This window comes from Pseudoalteromonas sp. T1lg88 (genome assembly GCF_002964765.1).
Lineage (GTDB): Bacteria > Pseudomonadota > Gammaproteobacteria > Enterobacterales > Alteromonadaceae > Pseudoalteromonas.
Genome location: NZ_PQCF01000026.1, coordinates 75,951 through 94,602, shown reverse-complemented (window position 1 = coordinate 94,602; position 18,652 = coordinate 75,951). Strand labels below are relative to the sequence as shown.

Below are 18,652 nucleotides of genomic sequence, written 5' to 3'. Positions count from 1 at the left end.
TCTAGTTATTGCCGTTCGTGCTGGTAACTTCTTCTAAAGCCTTGCCTTTAGCTTGTTGCTTAATGGTTAAGTTAGGTGTTAATTCCTTGGCATCTATAGCTTTTGCTGAAACTGCTTCAGGGCTTGTCTTTTTTATCAAAGCAGTTTCATAGCCCAAACTGTTTGCAAGCATAGCCATACCTATTGCAGCTCCAGCCACGCCAATCGTTGTAAGGATTCTGAAAAGTAAGAAACGCCCTTTTTCTTTCCAGTCCTGCTTGTTTATTTGCTTAGTGGTATCGGTAATAGCAAAGTGGTGGTTATACATAACTTGATACACATTCATTACTTGGTCTAGCTTGTCGTTACTTAAGCTTCCTGACTGCCCATGAGGCTTGAGGAAATCGTCAGTGTTTTGGGACATAAACTCCTGTTGATTTCTATAATTACCTCTTGTGAGTCGCTGGTAGGATAGCTCCATGGCGGCATATATAATCTGATTTATTGACCCGTTCAAAATGTTATTATATTTCTCGGGCTCCATTGGTTTGTAGGTTTGGTTGGAGTAGTTGTTGTTAAATTCATTTATTTTTTCAGCAACTTTTTCTGAAGTCGACTTGCTCACGCTAGGCCCTCCCTGTTTAAGCTCAAATCCATAGTCTGCTGATTAATTAATGGTGCATGTTTTAAAGTTATCAGCTTTCTTTGGGGGTAAATGTTTTATAGGTTAGCGACTAAAAATTTATTTAAAAGGGTTTGTTGTTTAATTGCAACTCTGAAATCTCTAGCGACAGTGTCGAGGTATTAAGTGCTAGCTACCTTCCTATTGAATATTCCATAGCAATTTTAAAATCCCTGAGAGTGTTAATCACTCGGTCTTTTTGTTTGGTTCAATAACGCCCGTTAAATGAACCTAGGTAAAGGTTCTTATCTTCTGGTTCAAAATCTAGGGTTGTAATTTTTGAGCTAGCCACCTATTATAAACCCACCTTATTGAACCAAGAGAATTGAAGTCATGTCATCAAGAACCTTTATCTATGCTCGTGTATCTACAAGTGAGCTTACGGTTGAAAACCAATTAGAGGCCATCCAAAGGGCTGGGTATAGCGTTCCTGCTAGCAGGGTTATCACTGAGGTTGTCAGTGGTGGGGTTAACGCTATGGAGCGTGAGGCGTTTAAGGCTATGGTCGACCACAAACTGGAAGAGGGTGATACTGTTGTGGTTCAGCGTTTGGACAGGCTGGGTAGAGATAACATTGATGTCCAGCAGGTGGTGGAGTTATTTGTGAGTAAGGGAATTAGGCTGGTATCACTGGACTTGCCTGTAAGGGATTTGTCATCCAGTGAAGGTAAGTTGATGTTACAGCTATTCTCGGCATTTGCAGAGTTTGAAAAGAACAGAATCAAAGAGCGCACTATAGATGGCTTGAAAAGAGCCAAATCCGAAGGTAAGAAACTGGGTAGACCTAGTAACGAGTCTTTAAGGGGTAAGGTGGTTCAACTGAGAAAGTCTATGAGCATCGCTGGAGTTGCCAAGGAGCTAGGTATATCTGCAAGTACGGTTAAGCGCCTACAGAAACCCTGAGAGCTTTTCAGATAGTTTATTCCAGACACAAAAAAGCCCCTAACCATCAACCTTGGAAAGGGGTTTTTAAAATGGCTAAAATGGTTTTGGAGTATCATTTCTAGCATTCTCTTGGTTGTTAGAATGGGAGCTTGTCTATTAGCTCAGCTCGTTTGATTTCCAGTTGTTCCAGTAGCTTGGTTTCGTTCTTACAATAACCTACAGTCTCCCGATATAGCCTAGTCGCTTTGATAGCTTCCATATCTTCTATTAACAGTGCAGCCGGAAAGTATGCTCCACCTTGTTCCCACCTTTAGAAGTAAAGTGAAAAGTGAGAGTTTCATCTTTGAAGTAAAGCTTCTTCTTAAGCAGTAAAGTATCAGCGTCACTCATGGTTGGGTTGGTTGGCTTGTAGTTGGTTGAAATACGCTTTACAAGGTCTTTGTGCTTATCCTCTGAAGACATCTCAGAAGCTCTCTTTGATAGAATTTCAGTAACCTTGTTAGATGAATCACCATGATGGTGTGAAGTGTTGGCCTTGAGCTGGTTTCCAACCCTGTTAATTAAAGATTGTCTATCCAGCATTTACAAACCCTCTGCTAACTCTTGAATCTGACCAAGTAGCTCAGCTTCCTTGTCTTTCTCGGCTTGAACGGTTTCAGCATGTAAGGCTAGGGCTTTGATTGCATCTTCACGAGACTGGTTGTGGGTATCAATCTCTACTCGTAGTTCCGCCTCAGCCTTATCCAGCAAGGTCTTTAAATCCCCCTCTTGCAGTGACTCTGGCTTTTTCATCCAAAACTCCACAGCCTTGGTTGCTGGGTCCACTTTGAACTGATAAAAGCTCTGCGGGCTACCGTATTCCTTCCAACCTTCACTCAATAGCCTCTCAACAGTTTGGATAACTTCATACTTATTATTATAGAAGATGAAGTGTTTAATAGCCCCCAGCACACCATGTGATTCAATGCTCTTCTGATATAAGCCCTTAGAGCGTTCGAACCGAGCCTGTACGGTTTCTTTTGTGAATCTACGCTTGGGAGATTTTGCAACAGCTAGTAATTGTTTGAAATCTGATTCTGATAGTTTCATTGTTAATAAATCCTCTCTCGGTTAATTAGAAGACGCAACCAACCGACTCAGCCGAGAGGGGCCTAAGAAGGCTGGAAGGTCTAGGATAAAGTAGTGGTTTTGTAAGTGCCGTCATAGCCACTCAACCACATACGGTAAAGGGAGGGAGTCCCTTATGAGATTCTTTTGAAGTTGGTGATAGCGGAATCACCAATGAGTTATCTATGAGTAGTATCGAACTGGATAGATTGGTTAAGGTGTTACTCAATACTAGCCAATGTAATTTGTAAGAACTTTGAAGTATCTTGGCTAATCTCTTGAGTAAATCTGTAAGAGATTCTAATCACCATACCTCTATTCACTTGTGGTAAGAAGGTTTGTTTACTAGAGATATTTAATAAGGATTTTATAAAATTTCTTGTAAGTGCTTTATAAAATCAAACCTTCCTGACAACCTACCTTAAAATAGATGTGATTCCCATTTGTAAAAATGGTTATGAACCCTTCGAAGTGCACACTAAGAAATGCTTTACAAAAGGTGTTATAAGTTTTTCTTTTACTAAAGATGATTTACTAAAGGTTATCCCTAATAACCTGTAACAATCTCCCCAATAAACTGTTACAGTAACTCCAACCAACCTTTTAAGTAAACTTTATAATTCTATTATAATACCACACTTTTCCTAAAAAGTCAAACTTTATTTTCTCCGGTTTTACTAAGTGGTTGTTCCATAAAGGAATTTAGTTTGAAAATAATTCTTACAGCTATGGACATCAGTATAGTTATGTGCTATGGAGTGGCATTCTAATCTCCCCGTTAGCTGCTCATGTATACTAGGCTCACCCGTTGTACATCTCGATACCACACTATTAATTTGCCTTGTTCCTCATTGTTTTACATTCTCCCTCAGTTTTCCAAGATAACCTAGTAAACCCGCCCCCTCTACGCCATTAGTTTGTCTGTTTGCTTGTAGTATTTGAAATAACATTCACAATTGGTTGAAAAACACCACGAGCTTAAACCCATCAACCACACCCACCAGCCATAAATAAGCTCAGAAGCTCCTGTAACGCTCTGTGAGGGGTTTTAACTTTTTATTGGTAGTTGTTATGGGTTTTGGTGTTAAAGCTTCTTAGAATCGCTTACAGGAAGTGTTGGTGGTGTCTGGGAGCTTCTGTAAGGGTTTTTTGTTGGTGGTTTATAGGTTGGTGTGGGTTGGGTTGCTAAAGCCCCTTACAATCGCTTTGAGGGGCTTCTGGGGGCTAGGACTATAACCAAAAGCAAGCTCTACTCCATGTATCTTCGATTCTAGTTTTATAAGCCGCCGCGCCATTTTTCTTAAATCCTTTTAGTACTTTATATGTTGATTCGATTCCATCAGTCCCGCAAAAGTTTGTGTATACGGTCACTATCCCTTTGGAGTCACATACAATTTTATATCCACACTTTATTAGGGAAGCTCTTAATAATTCTTCATCGGCAAGTAGTGGTTCTTCCTCATCGGTGATGAAGTCAACACTGAATGAGCTGCCTCCTTCCAGTAATAGTCGCTTACCTTCCAGTGAATCCAAATCCTTTTGAAAGGATTCTAGTGAATCTAGTAGACCATCTGTTACAACACGTTCAAGAGCTTTTTCTATGTTTTTTAACTTACTTTTCACTAAGGCTATCTCGCCATCTAAAGCTTGTAACTCTGCTTCATCGTTATTGTCTTGCCTGTGTTGTCTTAACATCCATTCCCAATGAAAGCTGTTTTGCTCATGGACGTATTCAAAAACCTTATAAGCAATGCTTCTATTGTTGCCGCAAGCTTCTTTTTTTCTAGAGCGTGTATTGCATCTGCTGCTCGTATATCCCTTTTGATAGTCAGTAGGAAACGAGAGGTTGGAACCACACTCACATTTAGCTATACCAGAGAAGAATAGTGACCTCGGTTCAACCTTTGGTTTCTTTGAGCGTTTAGTTAGTTCACCTTGCACCCTATAGAATAAGGTCTTGGGGATAGCAACGGGGTAAACCTCTGCACCTTCCCACAAACCTATTACAAGTGGATTGGCTAAGGTTTTCTTTACTGTCTTTGCATTAATTTTTGGAAGTAGTCCTGATGAATCACCTCTTAGGCGTTCTGCTATCAATGTTTGACCTAGGCCGCTTAGGTAGTCTTTGAACATCCTTTCCAATAGTGGTTGGTATTCTTCTTTTAAGTCTCCTTTCTTATCTAACCAAAATGGATGCGAAAATATTGGTCTAATACCATGTTCTTTAGCCTTCTTCCTCTTGGAATCCCAACTAGCAATTATCCTTGTAGATAATCTTTCACTGTATTGGTGGGCTGCTTGTACCTTACCAACGAGAATGTAAATACCGCCACCGTTAAGAGATTCACGGTTATAGGTCATATTGTCTTCAAGAGTGACTATCTCTATCCCAGCTCGGATAATACCCGTTAGTACGTTTAGCATCTCGGATGCTTCAGAGCGTCCTAGTCTATCTATAGCTTCCACAATAAGAAGCGTACCTTCGGGAAACTCACCTTTCTGAACGGCTTCTAGGAATGCTCCTAGGTCACCTTCCATCTGTTTACTATGATAAGCACTTAGACCAAGGTCTTTGAATGATTTTGAGTGCAGGGTTATATGCGGGTTTTTCTTTAGATACTTTACCAGTAGTTCTTCTTGTCGTTCTTCGGATGTCCCAAGACGTTGTTTGCTAGAACTGAATCTGAGGTAGGAAACTGCGAGTGTCATTATGGTTTTTGCCAAGCATTGTTTTGGCTAGTTTAGCACCACTTGCAAATGGTGGTCTAGAGGCTTGCATGTGGGCGTACACGGTCGTTGACCCTAAGAACTTAAAGCCGCGTTTTTTTAGATCCTTGGCAAAGGCATCGGATTGTTCGCTGGTGGCGACATAATCCTCGCGCGACCGAATCGAGTTCACCCTGGGCTTGTTATCGACAAACTGCCATTGATAGGCGCTAAAGCTGCCAAATTCCTTTTGCACTTCGATAAAACGCTGGGCGTTATTAATGGTGGCGTTGATCTTGAGTTTATTGCGGACGATCCCTGCATCGTCGAGCAGGCGGGCGACGTCCTGGTCGTTAAAGGCGGCCACCTTGTGTACATCAAAGTTGGCGAAGGCGCGGCGGTAGTTGTCGCGCTTTTTTAAAATGGTGTACCAGCTCAGTCCGGCCTGGGCCGACTCCAGAGTTAAAAACTCAAACAATTGTTGGTCGTCATAAATGGGCACGCCCCATTCATTATCATGGTAGGCCACATAATCTTCTTTGCTGAGATCCACCCAGCTACATCTGGTACACATAACTTGTTCCTTGGGTTGGGGGGCAGGTTTACGCCTGCGTTGAGCCTTGGGGATCACTCAACCATTCCATCCGTGCTCGTTGTGGCGCAAATAGCGCGTTAAGATACTGCAGTACCTGCTCAAACTCTATATTTTCTAAAGTGTTCAACAGGTTGGCCTGCAAAGTAAAATCAACCCCCGGGTTACTGATCGCCAGCCAAAAGCGCTGTGAGCGCAGGCGCAGGTTTTTATCTTTCTCGGCAATTTGGCGATACAGACTTTGTTTACTGTGCTCCCAGGTTTGCTCATCCATTTGCGCCACCTGCTGGCAGTACTGGCTAATAAACTGATTATGGTGCGCCAAGAGCTCCTTTCCCGAGACATTGGGCGACTGCACATAAAATGCCAGGCCTGCGCGGGAATTAAAAGGTGCATAACCGGCGCCAACCAAATAGCCAAGCTGCTGCTCGGTGCGCAGGGCATTAAAGTAAGGCTGATTAAGGAGGTGATTGACCACCATCATCAGCACCTTCTCTTCAATATCGTGCGTGGCGGCCTGATAATAGATCACCATGGCATGGTCGTTACTGGGCAAACTAAGCTGTTGCTGGATTACAGAGGTGATCTCCGCAAGGGGGCGGTTAATGGCCTCGATATTGGCTCTTTGTTCCAGATGTGTCTGGATCAAGCGTAAAAAGTCGTAAGCATCGGCGGGTCGCCAATTGCCATGTAAAAAGGCTTCAATATGCACGGCGGCAAAAAACTCCTGACGGAATTGCTTAAACTGCAAATAACTGGTGCTTTTCAGTGCCTGTGCTAAGGCCTCCGGGGTTGGATTCCAAGGCATGATCTCGGCGCCGATGCGGCTGAAAATCTCGCTCACAGGTTTGTTTTGATTACTCGATTGCCAGTGGCGTACCAATTGCTTCTTGTATTCGGCATAGCGCTTGGCACAAATATCTGCATTAAAGAGGGCATCCAAGAGCCCCTGCGCCAACTCAAGCTGGCTCGAAGACAGGCCCGCAGTATGTAATGTTAAACCGCCCTGGTGCGACGATAAATGGTAGTTCAGGCCCGCCAGTTCGGCGGGGTAAAACTGCTCAGCCACGCAGTCGATAAAGAGATCCGCAAATAAGCGGGTCAGGGCCATATGTTGCACATCTTTGACCGCCAAATGGGAATCTATGGCGAGGTAAAAATGACCCTTGGCAACGCGATAGGTGGCGTCTTGTTTAAACCAGAAATTAAAGCCCGGATGTGAAGCCAGTTTTTCCGGGGTGGCACCGGGGGATTCCAGCTCATGAAGCACGCAAGGGCGCTGCAAATAAGGATTTACCTCGGGCAGCGACATGGTGCCCAGCGGCGTATCTATGGCGGCCAGGGCATCGAGCCACTGAGGCTCCAACGCCTTGGTGTAATAAGGGGTGTTGTACCATTGTGTGGTTTTACTGCTGCTTACGCCCGGGTGGATCAACACCAAGCGCATATTCTTCGGGCTCAACCAGTCGAGCACCTTAGCAAACTGCTGGGGCTCATAACCGGCCATCAAATAGTCGCCGTTAAGATAATGCTCGCTGGGGTAATGGTGCATATTCACGCTCAAACCACTGACCCAATCCAGTAAACGAGCCTTTTCCTGATTATCGAAGGCGATTTGCAACAGCGTTTGCTTATCCCGATACAGGGCATGTAATTGTTCGGCGTTTTGGCGGATAAGGGCGATATAGGCAAACACCATCTCGACTATATCCTGATAATACTCGATGCCGTCATCGGTCAGCGCCAAGCTGATATTAAAGTCTTTAAAGTTGCTGCCGTTAATGCCACCACCGGCAGACAGGGCATTGATCCAGCCCTGATTTTTTAGCAGAGAATGCAAGGAGCCTTCGCCTTCATAGCCGAGTAAATGGGCAAGAAAGCTGACCGTTTTGTGCTTATAAAACTTATCTATGCTTGGCATAGCGAAGCTGATGATCAGCTTTTGCAAATGCTTATGGGGCTCAATATGCAGCTCCAGCCCCAGATCTTGCGGGCGATACAGAGGCTCTGCAATATCCGGCTTAGCGGTTGCATTGCTGTTGATATCCGCGAAAAGGTGCTCGGCCCAGGCCTTTAATTGCGCCAGAGTGTATGGACCACACAGCACCAAGGTCATCCACTGGGCCTGGTAGTGCTCGGCAAAGAAGGTTTCCAGCTCTTGCTTTATCGGGCCGTGAGCATCGCTCAGGGTATCGAGACTGCCCACCGAAAACTTGGCAAAGGGATGCTTTGGATTCACCGTTTCCTTGTGCGCCTGATAGATACGACGGCCATCGTCCTTAATCTTGAGTTTAAATTCGGCATCGATGGCGTTGCGCTCTTTGTCTATTTCCCCGTCATTGAACAGCGGCGCGATAAACAGCTGGCTAAAACGCTCCAGAGCCGGTTGAAAAAATTGCTTGGTGATGTCGAAGTAATAGCAGCTGTGCTCGGTGCCGGTCCAGGCATTGCTGCTGCCTCCATGGCGGCTGATAAAGTCGTGAAATTCACCGGCTTCGGGGTATTTTTCGGTGCCGAGAAAAAGCAGGTGCTCAACAAAATGGGCGAGGCCCTGACGATGCCAGGGGTCATCAAAATGCCCGGCGTTAACGGTAAGCGCGGCGGCCGCTTTTTGACTATCACTGTCGGCGACTAACAAAACCCTAAGACCATTGGGCAGTGTTAGCGCTTGGTAGAGTCTGTTATCATTGCGGCTGATATTCAATTATTGCTCCTGAAACTAGAAAAGTTACAAGATGTTCAGGGCCAGCGGTTACGGCGAAGTGCCTACCTGAATATCGGGTGGTAAAGCTAAACTATAGCGAATATCGCGCCTTAATGGCTAGCTTTTGCGGCAAAACTTTTTCTCTAATTAGTTGATTTAACAGAAATGAAAACAGTTTTAATCATGCGTCATGGGGATGCGCAGGCAGTGCAGGGACAAGATAATTTGCGTGAGTTAACCGATAAGGGGTTGGCGCAGGCGGATCATGTTGGTCAATGGCTGGCGCAACGCTTTAATCCACAAGGGTTAATTGTCAGTCCCTATGTACGGGCGCAGCAAACCGCGATGCAGGTGAAGGGGCATTGTCGTAACTTTATTTACAGTGAAGAAAGCGAAGAGGTGACTCCTAGTGCCGATGCCAAACGCGCCGTTGATTACCTCAGCGCCCTGATAGCTGTGCATGATGAAATTGATTGCTGGCTGGTGGTCGCCCATATGCCCATAGTCAGCTATATGGTGGCCGAGTTGTGTCCGGATAAGATGCCTATCTTCCCAACCTGTGGTGTAGCTCAGATAGATTATGACCCACAGACCCTACGTGGCCATTGGCGGGCCTTGTATAGCCCGCAATAGCATAGCTCGTAATAACTGCGAATCTCCGGCTTTAGCCGCCAGCAATTTTTACCTTAAAGCCCTGTGCCTCAAGCAAGCCCTTTAGCTTGTCGCGGTCATCTCCCTGGATTTCGATAACGCCATCTTTAACGGCGCCGCCTTGGCCCATTTTTGACTTTAACAGCTTGGCCAGCTTCTTCAGATCATGCTCCTGCGGATCAATTCCCACAACCAGCATCACCCCTTTGCCTTTACGACCTTTGGTTTGTCGCTCTATGCGCAGCGCCCCGTCTTTAAACAACTTAACGTCGGCTTGCTCTTTCTCAACGGGTGCCTTAATACGGCCCGTTTCAGTTGAATACACTAGGTTATTGTCGCTCATCAGTACCTCCGACCTAAACAGGCTGTTAGCTTATCATAACTGGGCTCTGCGTCTTGCCAAAATAGTGCTGAGAACTGCACTTCAATCAGGTAAATAATCAGAAGCTTATGAGCTCTAGGTAAGCAGTTGCAGCGGCCCCGATCCCATTTCATTTTGCTATTGCCTGTTCTTTTGCCTCTGTGCTAGCATCCTTTCAAATTTTTGGATGTTTGGATGGCTAAATGATTTTATATAACGAGTGGGCACAAATTGAGGCGGATGAGTCGCAGACCCTGCAGTATCAAGCTTTATTACAAGAATATTTGGCGAATACAAGTGCCCAGGTGCAATGGCAATACCTTATTCCAGAGCTGGGTGAGGGCGGCGCATGCAGCTTGTTTGGTCATTTACAGGAAGAGCCCTTTAGCCTGCGGGAACATCTTGATATTGATGCCGAGGCACAGCTTGCCAAGTTGCAGGGGATAGTCGATTTTGTCGTACAACAAAGCGGCGTCGATTGGTTCGGTATTTATCAGTCTCGTGATATCCAGGGTCAGTCGCAGTTGCTAAAGCTGGCGTATCATGGCGCCCCCAGTCGTCCCTTGTTTCCCATTACCCCTGAGTTTGCCGCCACCAGTAATAATGTGCAGGTTGTAAGCTCTGGAAAGGCCAGAATTATCAACAATGTGGAAGACTATGTTGCCAGCGGTGGCGAATACTATACATGTGATCCTAAAGTGAAGGCGGAAAGCTGCTTGCCGCTTTATTCGCAGAAGGGTAAAGTAGTGGGCATCATAGATGCAGAAGCATTCAGCACAGATTTTTTTACCCCCGAACGCATAGCCTTGTTGGTCGCCGCAAGCAAAGAAATTGTCGCGCATCTGCCAGCCTAATGTGGCCGGGTACTGCTAACCCTGAGATAAATAAAAAGAGAGTCCCATGTTCTCACAATTAAAACCATTACCGACGGATCCCATTCTTGGGTTGATGGCTGCGTTTAAGGCTGACACCAATGCCAATAAAATCGACTTAGGTGTCGGTGTTTATAAAGACGAGCAGGGTAATACCCCTGTGCTAAAAGCGGTAAAAAAAGCGGAAGAGTTTCGCTTAGCCAATGAGACCAGCAAGTCTTATATCGGATTGGCCGGTAACCTGGATTATTGTCAGAAAATGGAAGAATTGTTGCTAGGCGATGCACACCCTGCTTTGCTGGCAAACCGTGTACGCACGGCACAAACTCCAGGCGGTACAGGTTCACTTCGCGTAGCCGCTGAGTTTATTAAGCGTTGTAACGACGATGCCACTGTTTGGGTGACAACTCCGACCTGGGCTAACCATATCAGCCTGTTTGAAGCTGCCGGTCTGACGGTAAAAGAATACCCTTACTACGACTATGAAAATAAGGGTTTATTGTTCGACGAAATGGTTAACGCCTTAAGTCAGATCCCAGCAGGTGATGTGGTATTGCTACACGCTTGTTGTCATAACCCAAGCGGTATGGATTTGAACGCCGAGCAATGGCAAACCGTAACCGACATCGCTAAAGCACAAGGCTTTACCGTGCTTATCGATATCGCTTATCAGGGTTTTGGTACTAGCCTGGACGAAGATGCTGCTGGTCTACGCCTGCTTGCTTCACAGGTTGAAGAGCTGATCATCTGTTCTTCATGTTCGAAGAACTTTGGTCTTTACCGTGACCGTATCGGCGCCTGTTCTATCATCTCTAAAGATGCCAGCGCTGCCGATGTATCTAACTCGGTACTATTGAGTGTAGTGCGCAGCATTTACTCTATGCCGCCGGCGCACGGTGCGGACATTGTTAGCACTATTCTATCTAGCTCTGAGCTTACTACTATGTGGCACGATGAACTGGATGAAATGCGTTCACGCATCAATGAATTCCGTTCATTGCTAAAAGAGAAGCTAAACGCCAAATGCCACGGCATGGACTTCTCATTTATTGAGCGCCAGCACGGTATGTTCTCTTTCTTAGGTATTAATAAAGAGCAGATCGAGCGTCTACAAAAAGAGTATTCGATTTACATCGTTGGTTCGAGCCGCGTTAACGTAGCCGGTATCAGCCACGCCAATATCGATTACTTCGCCGACGCCGTAGCCGAAGTAACGAAATAACTTTCGCTTAGAGCGAAGCAAAAAAGCCAGCATTTGCTGGCTTTTCTTTTTTTACTTAGGCTTCTTTGGCTTTCAGTTCGGTGACATTTTCCTGGCTGTCTTTATCTTGCGCTTTTGGCTTTTTTTCTGTTTTATTTTCGCTTGGTTTCGCGCCTTTTAACACCTGCATAAATTCATCTTTTTGTTTAGCGATTTGCAGTGCCAGGCCTTCTACTTGTTGTTCACTTAAGGGCACATCGGCATTTGCCAACAGACCTTCAAGGCTTTCGGCAATATCGAGCATTTTGTCATAAGCATCGGCTTCTTTCTTACTGGTAAAGGTCATGCGCTCGACTCCATTTCTTTCAACTACGTACTTAACGACAACAGCCATGGGATCTCCTAACTATACTGTTTTTTTATACAGTTAGATTAGGGTGGCAAGCAGCTAAGGTCAAGGTGTTTTTACGCTTTTTACTTAACTTGTGAGCGAGTGAGAGGCTTAGTGCTCGCGTTCATAAGCCTTTAGGTTGACAAGCCCTGTCTCGTCTTCTTTATTTAATAACGGTAGTACCAATGGAAGATTCATCACTTTAAGGAGAGAAGTATGAAACTACTTAACACCTCTGCAAGCGCCATTATCGGCGTTCTTGCCACCACACTCTTACTTGCCACCACAGCCCCGGTTATTGCAGCGCCAGCCGAGCCCAGTAAAAGCGAAGCCTCAAGCCATGCTAAGGTCAGCTTAAACCAGGCCACGGCCGAGCAATTGCAGACCTTGCCCGGTATTGGTCCGGCGAAAGCCAAGGCAATTATCGATTATCGCGATAAAAACGGTGGTTTTAAGAGTATTGAGCAATTGGATGATGTGCCAGGGATAGGCGAGCGGCTAATGGCTGAGCTCAAGGAAAAGGTGTCGTTGTAATTGGCATAATATAAAGGCAGCGTTAGCTGCCTTTATTATGTTCTGCAATCGCCTGGTCCAGGTGACGGCAGGCAAAGTAGTGGCGCACCGGCAGCACCAAAATGGGGTAGGCAAGACCGGCGATCAATAACCAGGGCAGCATGCTCCACCCCTCAAAGCGCACCAACAATAAAAACAGCGGCGTGATCAGCAGCAGTTTAATAATATTGAGCAGGATACGTTCCTGGGCACTTAACATTTCCAACGCCTCAGCCACCAGTTGCAAACGCTGGCGGTGGCTAAAGGATTGCAGGCTGGGGATCTGGCTGGCTAAAAAATAAATCATGGCTTGTTTGGCTTAAAGAACAAGCTCGCAGAGGTCACGATAACCGCTGCCGCAGCAAGGGCTGCAAAAATAACCTGCATCCAACCCGGCATAGACAGACCTAAAAACTGCCAGTCTATGTTGCCACAGTCACCGGTTGCAGCGAAAAATCCAGGGATCCACTCATGCAAGGGCACCGGGAAATTAGGCTCAAATTCACAAACGAAGGCAAAAGGGTCTGTGGTGGTTTGCATCATAATGTGCTCGCGGGCCAAAAGCAGACCCCAAATGCTGGCAACCAGCCAGGTGGCCAATCCGCTCAGGCGCAGCCACAGATTAGCAGGGTTGATGGCGCCAATAAGGCCAGCCAATAACACGCCTAACACGGCGGTACGTTGGTAGATACACATGATGCATGGAGCTAAATCCATGGCGTATTGAAAATAAAGGGCCGTTGCCTCGAATAAAAAGGCAATCAGTGCCAACAACAACCAAGGAGCGCGTGTGCGCGAGATGCTACTTAACCAGCTCATGAGATTCTCTTATTAATTTTATTTTGGAGATTATGCCCCTGCACCTAGGTCTATGCAAGTTTAGGTCAATGGCACTCGAAAGCTGATACTTTATTATTGTCTTGTGTAATTGCCGACTATACGAGGCGTGCTTTACAGTGAAGTTTTCTTGTTAGTTGCTGATCATCTGGTACAATCAGTGGAATAACTAAAATGAAATAAACCGTGTTGAAGTGGACCTTAGATGAGAATTTTTAAAGCGAAAAGCCCAGCTGGATTTGCTGAGGAATATATAGTTGAGTCCATCTGGAATGGGGAGTTTCCACCAGGCTCTATTCTTCCTGCCGAGCGCGAGCTATCGGAACTCATCGGCGTGACTCGCACGACACTGCGTGAAGTATTACAACGTCTTGCTCGAGACGGTTGGTTAACCATTCAGCATGGTAAGCCAACGCGAGTAAATAACTTTTGGGAAACCTCGGGCCTGAACATTCTTGAGACGCTGGCGCGCCTTGATGAAGATAAAATGCCGGAGCTGACCGATCAGTTACTTTCTGCCCGCACTAACATCAGTGCCATCTATATGCGTGCAGCGATTAAAATAGACCCAGAGCGCGTTAAGGAAATTGTTGCCGAGCGCGATGGTGTTGAAGACACGGCTCAGGCTTTTGGCGGATTATGATTATTTGGTACACCACCACCTGGCCAGTGCCGGCAACAACAAAATTTATGTGTTGATCCTCAATGGCTTTAGAGGTTTTTACTCCAAGATAGGTTGCCACTATTTCTCTGATCCTCGTACTCGTGAGTTAGCACGTCAGTTCTACTCGGACTTGGCTGAGCTGGCTGAGAAGCAAGATCACGACGGTGCTATTTCCTTGATGCGTCGCTATGGTCATCAAAGTGGTCAAATCTGGCAGGAAATTCGTGGCGATATGCCCGAAAATATTATGGATTAATAATTGGCCCGCTATTGCGGGCCTTTTTGTCTCTGCTCACTTAAAAATTTAACAATCACTTTTTTCGATAGCTGCTATCGTTAAATGCGATTGTTCTTTTGCGCCCTAGCTCAGTAACATAGCGCTCAGAATATAAATGCATGTATTTTTATTGTCGGGGTTGTTTTTCAACAGCCCGCCACTATATCTATGTGCAGGAAGAAATACAGACGAGGCGAAGTCATCGTCTCAGTCGCAAAGTACGATAAACTCAAACTATTTTGGAGAATAAAATGGGTGTATTAGTAGGCCGCAAGGCACCAGACTTTACAGCTGCAGCAGTGCTAGGTAATGGCGAAATCGTAGATGGTTACAACCTACACGAGACAATCAAAGGCAAGAAAGCAGTTATCTTTTTCTACCCACTTGATTTCACTTTCGTTTGTCCTTCAGAGCTAATCGCTTTCGACAAGCGTTATGAAGAATTCCAAAAGCGTGGCGTTGAAGTAATTGGTGTGTCTATCGATTCACAATTCTCACACAATGCATGGCGTAACACTGCTGTTGCAGACGGCGGTATTGGTCAAGTTAAATATGCTCTAGTTGCTGACGTTAAGCACGAAATCTGTCAAGCATACGACGTTGAGCACCCAGAAGCGGGCGTTGCTTTCCGTGGTTCTTTCCTAATCGACGAAGAAGGCACTGTACGTCACCAGGTAGTTAACGACCTACCTCTAGGCCGTAACATCGACGAGATGCTACGCATGGTTGACGCACTAGCATTCCACAGCGAGCACGGCGAAGTATGTCCTGCTGGTTGGACTGAAGGTAAAAAAGGTATGGACGCAAGCCCTGAAGGTGTTGCTAAGTTCCTATCTGAAAACGAAGGCGACCTATAAGGTTTCACCCTAGTTTGAAAAACCGCGCTTAGGCGCGGTTTTTTTGTGCCTGGATATTTGCCAAACCCGCTGATAAACAGCAAGATATAGTCCGTTTATGTGAACAAGGTAAGCTTATGGGTTGGTTGCGATGGCAAATGGGCCGCCAATTATCTGGGTACGATAAAATGTTTTTGGCCGGTGCCTATTGGCCGATTAAGTTTGATTGTTACCTGTTGCGCTTTAAGCAAGGTAGTTTTATCAGGCGCCATACAGACAAGGTGGAGTCCGGCCGCCACTATCGCCTTAATATCGTTATTAAAGCCGCGGGGAAAGGCGGTGAGTTCGTCTGCGAGCAGCCCATCTATGCCAGTAAGCGCATTAAATTGTTTCGCCCCGATATGCATGCTCATGAAGTCACAGAGGTAGAGGAAGGTACTCGATATGTCTTCAGTGTTGGCTGGATACGTAATAACTAGACAATAAAAAACCGCCCTGAGGCGGTTTTTTTAACTATTGCGAGTGCAATTACTGAAAGCTTACAGCGCGGCGCTCTTTGCGCGGTGCTTTGCTTTTCGCATTAGGGTCACGGAAGCTGCGCTTCTTGCCTTCACTGCGTTCATTACGATCACGTGGTGGACGTGAATCACGTTGCTCACGTGGCTCACGTGGCGCATTCGCTTCAGAAGGGCTCAATGTTAGCTTCATTGGGCGCTTACAGATGTATACCTTCTGGAAGTGTGCCACTTTCTCAGCCGGCATGCCTTGAGGTAGCTCAACGGTACTGTGAGCATCAAACAAGCGAATGTCGCCAATGTACTTGCTAGAGATGTCAGCTTCATTAGCAATAGCGCCAACGATGTTTTTAACCTGTACACCGTGCTCACGGCCTACTTCGATACGGTAGGTATCCATAGGTGTGTTTGAGTCACGACGCTCACGGCGTGGCTTATCGCCATCACGACGGTTATCGTCGCGACGACGCTCACCTCGGTCACCGCGTTCGTTACGGCGCTCATTTCGGTCGTTGCGCTCACCGCGCTCTGGACGTTCCTTCGCTTTGATCTCTTCCACTTTCAATGGCGTCTGCTGTTGCGCTAGGCATAGCAGGGCTGCGGCAAGGTCGCCTTGGCTAAGTTGCAGCTTGTTACCGATTGAACTGGCAACCTGGGCAAAGAACTCGCTGTCTTTGTGCTCAAGGGCTGCCGCAATCTTGGTTTCAAGGGCGTCGATACGCTTTTGCTCAACCATTTTAGCACTTGGTAGCTGTACTTCTGCGATGTCGCTCTTGGTGTGGCGTATAATGTTTTTAAGCAGGTAACGCTCGTTACCCTTAACAAACAAGATGGCCTTACCTTGGCGACCAGCACGACCGGTACGACCGATACGGTGTACATAGGCTTCACTGTCTTGTGGGATATCGTAGTTCACAACCAGACTGATGCGTTCAACATCAAGGCCACGGGCCGCTACGTCGGTAGCAATAACGATATCAAGTAAGCCGCTCTTCAGACGGTCTACGGTGCGCTCACGGGCTTGCTGGTTCATGTCGCCGTTAAGCGGTGCCGCAGAGAAACCTTCACGCTCTAGTAGTTCTGCCAACTGTACCGTGTCATTACGGGTACGTACGAATACGATAGCGGCGTCAAACGTTTCCGCTTCCAAGAAGCGCACGATAGCGTTGTTCTTGTGTACGCGGGCTTGCCAGTAAACCTGTTCTATGGTCGATACCGTGCTGTTACGTGGCGTGATGCGCACTTGCTCGGCGTCTTGCAGGTAGGTTTTACAGATAGACTGAATTTGTTTTGGCATAGTCGCAGAGAACAAACAGGTTTGCTTGTCTTCTGGCGTTTGCGCCATGATGCTTTCTACATCGTCGATAAAGCCCATGCGCAGCATTTCATCTGCTTCGTCCAGCACAAGTGCGCTAAGACGAGATAGGTCGATAGACTTACGGCTGATGTGATCCAATAAGCGACCAGGGGTCGCGACTATGATTTGTGCGCCGCGACGCAATGCACTTAGCTGGATACCGTAGCTCTGGCCACCGTAAAGTGCTAGGACTTCTACGCCCCTAGTAAATTTTGCATATTGCTCGAACGCTTCCGCTACCTGGATAGCAAGCTCACGAGTGGGGGTAAGTACAAGGATCTGCGGATGCTTAGCATCGGCATCAATGTTGTTCAATAAAGGCAAAGCAAAGGCAGCAGTTTTACCTGTACCTGTTTGCGCCATTCCCAAGACATCCTTTTTGTCGAGTAAAAGGGGAATACATTGAGTTTGGATCTCGGAAGGAGTCTCATAACCCAACTGTTCCACTGCTTTTAAGATAGCAGGAGAAAGGTTCAACGACTCAAAGGTGACTGGTTCTGACATTAAAACGCCTCAGGAATTCAAAGAGCGCGCATTGTACAGGAATGAAGCAGTAATTGCTTGTATAAATTGAAACTATTTCCTATGTGATTGGTTTTGTATGAAATTTAATCAGGCGCATTTTAGGAAACCTGTGTAAACGGCATAAATAAAGGGTTTTCTGTTAGCGAATAAAGAGTTTTTTAGTCCTTGCCCAAAGTAGAAATGGCAGGATAAAAATGCTGAAAATGAGGTGTTTATTGATTTGTTTCGGGCTACGCTTGTTTTTTTAATTTTTAGTTTGTTTTATGAACAAATGAAAACGCCGCTTGGGTGAGCGGCGCTTTAGGGCAGCTGTTATTCTTGATACAGACCCAAGTTTGCCTTGGCGTAGGCTTCAAATTCTGTAAAGCCACCGATATGCTCTTGGCCGATAAAAATTTGCGGCACGGTTTCACAAGGTTTTCCGGCTGATTTCTCCAGATCTGCCTTGCTGATCCCTTCTTTGATGATATCCACATAGCGGAATTTAAAATCATCACGTTGCTCGGCTAGTTGACTGGCGACATCTTTTGCACGCACGCAAAAAGGACAACCATCTCGACCAAAAATAACAGTTAACATAATCTCTCCAGTGCTTCTTTTAAGGTACGAGGTGCAGTGTAACGAGCTTAAGGGCTCAGGTAAAATGCCAAAAAACGATTTATCCGTTCGCTAAAAGCGATTAAGTGCGATAAACGGTTTTAATCAGGTGATAACCGAACTTGGTTTTTACCGGGCCGTGCACCTCAAAAAGCGGCTTTTTAAAGACCACATCGTCAAAAGCCTTGACCATGGTGCCGCGTTCAAATTCGCCGAGATCGCCACCGCGTTTTTTCGACGGGCAGGTTGAGTATTGCTTCGCAAGCTTATTGAAATCACCGCCTTTATCCAGTTTGGCTTTAATTGCTAAACACTCTTCTTTGCTCTTCACGAGAATGTGATAGGCACAGGCTTTGGCCAT

Annotated in this window: 20 protein-coding genes and 1 pseudogene; 8 read left to right on the top strand and 13 right to left on the bottom strand. The window is 46.0% G+C overall.

Annotation, left to right across the window (positions count from 1 at the left end):
• Window position 1: 1 nt before the first annotated feature.
• Entirely contained in the window at window positions 2-604 is a 603-nt protein-coding gene (locus C2M34_RS08375; protein WP_105258529.1) for a hypothetical protein, read from the bottom strand.
• Window positions 605-994: 390 nt separating this feature from the next.
• Here C2M34_RS08375 and C2M34_RS08370 point away from each other — a divergent pair, with 390 nt between their 5' ends.
• Window positions 995-1,564: a recombinase family protein gene (locus tag C2M34_RS08370; protein WP_105258528.1), complete on the top strand. Its 570-nt coding sequence runs from the start codon at window positions 995-997 to the stop codon at window positions 1,562-1,564.
• 249 nt (window positions 1,565-1,813) lie between these two features.
• Here C2M34_RS08370 and C2M34_RS08365 read toward each other — a convergent pair whose 3' ends face one another.
• From C2M34_RS08365 to C2M34_RS08345, 5 genes are all read right to left on the bottom strand, one after another.
• Entirely contained in the window at window positions 1,814-2,128 is a 315-nt protein-coding gene (locus C2M34_RS08365) for a hypothetical protein (protein ID WP_105258527.1), read from the bottom strand.
• The gene (locus tag C2M34_RS08360) at window positions 2,129-2,635 is read right to left on the bottom strand and encodes a hypothetical protein (protein ID WP_105258526.1); all 507 of its coding nucleotides are present in this window, start codon (window positions 2,633-2,635) and stop codon (window positions 2,129-2,131) included.
• Window positions 2,636-3,883: 1,248 nt separating this feature from the next.
• Window positions 3,884-5,362 (bottom strand): recombinase family protein, encoded by a 1,479-nt coding sequence (locus C2M34_RS08355; RefSeq protein ID WP_105258525.1) that lies wholly within the window; start codon window positions 5,360-5,362, stop codon window positions 3,884-3,886.
• Window positions 5,325-5,933 carry a DNA-3-methyladenine glycosylase I gene (locus C2M34_RS08350; RefSeq protein ID WP_105258524.1) on the bottom strand — a complete coding sequence of 203 codons (609 nt, stop codon included), beginning with the start codon at window positions 5,931-5,933 and terminating at the stop codon, window positions 5,325-5,327. The genes C2M34_RS08355 and C2M34_RS08350 overlap by 38 nt, the downstream gene beginning before the upstream one ends.
• Window positions 5,934-5,961: 28 nt before the next feature.
• Window positions 5,962-8,655 carry an insulinase family protein gene (locus tag C2M34_RS08345; protein ID WP_105200702.1) on the bottom strand — a complete coding sequence of 898 codons (2,694 nt, stop codon included), beginning with the start codon at window positions 8,653-8,655 and terminating at the stop codon, window positions 5,962-5,964.
• 165 nt (window positions 8,656-8,820) lie between these two features.
• On the opposite strand from C2M34_RS08345, the gene sixA reads away from it, so the two are divergent.
• Complete coding sequence (gene sixA / locus C2M34_RS08340; RefSeq protein ID WP_105258523.1) at window positions 8,821-9,288, top strand: phosphohistidine phosphatase SixA; 468 nt, start codon at window positions 8,821-8,823, stop codon at window positions 9,286-9,288.
• A 31-nt stretch (window positions 9,289-9,319) separates the two neighbouring features.
• Here sixA and C2M34_RS08335 read toward each other — a convergent pair whose 3' ends face one another.
• Window positions 9,320-9,649, bottom strand: coding sequence for a stress response translation initiation inhibitor YciH (locus C2M34_RS08335; protein ID WP_105200700.1), 330 nt, complete (start codon window positions 9,647-9,649; stop codon window positions 9,320-9,322).
• 221 nt (window positions 9,650-9,870) lie between these two features.
• Here C2M34_RS08335 and C2M34_RS08330 point away from each other — a divergent pair, with 221 nt between their 5' ends.
• The gene (locus tag C2M34_RS08330; protein WP_105258522.1) at window positions 9,871-10,521 is read left to right on the top strand and encodes a GAF domain-containing protein; all 651 of its coding nucleotides are present in this window, start codon (window positions 9,871-9,873) and stop codon (window positions 10,519-10,521) included.
• Between the two features lie 46 nt (window positions 10,522-10,567).
• On the top strand, window positions 10,568-11,761 hold the full coding sequence (locus tag C2M34_RS08325; protein ID WP_105258521.1) for an amino acid aminotransferase: 1,194 nt from the start codon (window positions 10,568-10,570) through the stop codon (window positions 11,759-11,761).
• A 55-nt stretch (window positions 11,762-11,816) separates the two neighbouring features.
• On the opposite strand, the gene C2M34_RS08320 is transcribed toward C2M34_RS08325, so the two are convergent.
• Window positions 11,817-12,134, bottom strand: coding sequence for a YebG family protein (locus C2M34_RS08320; RefSeq protein ID WP_105258520.1), 318 nt, complete (start codon window positions 12,132-12,134; stop codon window positions 11,817-11,819).
• A gap of 213 nt (window positions 12,135-12,347) precedes the next feature.
• On the opposite strand from C2M34_RS08320, the gene C2M34_RS08315 reads away from it, so the two are divergent.
• Entirely contained in the window at window positions 12,348-12,665 is a 318-nt protein-coding gene (locus tag C2M34_RS08315) for a ComEA family DNA-binding protein (protein WP_105200696.1), read from the top strand.
• A gap of 22 nt (window positions 12,666-12,687) precedes the next feature.
• On the opposite strand, the gene C2M34_RS08310 is transcribed toward C2M34_RS08315, so the two are convergent.
• On the bottom strand, window positions 12,688-12,990 hold the full coding sequence (locus tag C2M34_RS08310) for a DUF6170 family protein (protein WP_234398779.1): 303 nt from the start codon (window positions 12,988-12,990) through the stop codon (window positions 12,688-12,690).
• A complete protein-coding gene (dsbB, locus tag C2M34_RS08305; protein ID WP_105258519.1) occupies window positions 12,987-13,502 on the bottom strand; it encodes a disulfide bond formation protein DsbB in 516 nt (171 codons plus the stop codon). Before dsbB ends, C2M34_RS08310 begins: the two co-directional genes overlap by 4 nt.
• Before the next feature lie 223 nt (window positions 13,503-13,725).
• Between dsbB and fadR the strand changes: the two are divergent.
• The 3 genes and pseudogenes from fadR (at window position 13,726) to C2M34_RS08290 (ending at window position 15,776) form a co-directional block, all read left to right on the top strand.
• A pseudogene (fadR, locus tag C2M34_RS08300) lies at window positions 13,726-14,440 on the top strand (fatty acid metabolism transcriptional regulator FadR).
• 272 nt (window positions 14,441-14,712) lie between these two features.
• Window positions 14,713-15,318, top strand: a complete 606-nt coding sequence (locus tag C2M34_RS08295; RefSeq protein ID WP_105200693.1) for a peroxiredoxin — start codon at window positions 14,713-14,715, stop codon at window positions 15,316-15,318.
• A 116-nt stretch (window positions 15,319-15,434) separates the two neighbouring features.
• Complete coding sequence (locus tag C2M34_RS08290) at window positions 15,435-15,776, top strand: 2OG-Fe(II) oxygenase (protein ID WP_105258518.1); 342 nt, start codon at window positions 15,435-15,437, stop codon at window positions 15,774-15,776.
• Window positions 15,777-15,825: 49 nt separating this feature from the next.
• On the opposite strand, the gene C2M34_RS08285 is transcribed toward C2M34_RS08290, so the two are convergent.
• From C2M34_RS08285 to C2M34_RS08275, 3 genes are all read right to left on the bottom strand, one after another.
• Window positions 15,826-17,673 (bottom strand): DEAD/DEAH box helicase, encoded by a 1,848-nt coding sequence (locus C2M34_RS08285; RefSeq protein ID WP_105258517.1) that lies wholly within the window; start codon window positions 17,671-17,673, stop codon window positions 15,826-15,828.
• A gap of 333 nt (window positions 17,674-18,006) precedes the next feature.
• Window positions 18,007-18,273, bottom strand: a complete 267-nt coding sequence (locus C2M34_RS08280; protein ID WP_105200690.1) for a GrxA family glutaredoxin — start codon at window positions 18,271-18,273, stop codon at window positions 18,007-18,009.
• A gap of 100 nt (window positions 18,274-18,373) precedes the next feature.
• Window positions 18,374-18,652, bottom strand: coding sequence for a peptidylprolyl isomerase (locus tag C2M34_RS08275; RefSeq protein ID WP_105200689.1), 279 nt, complete (start codon window positions 18,650-18,652; stop codon window positions 18,374-18,376).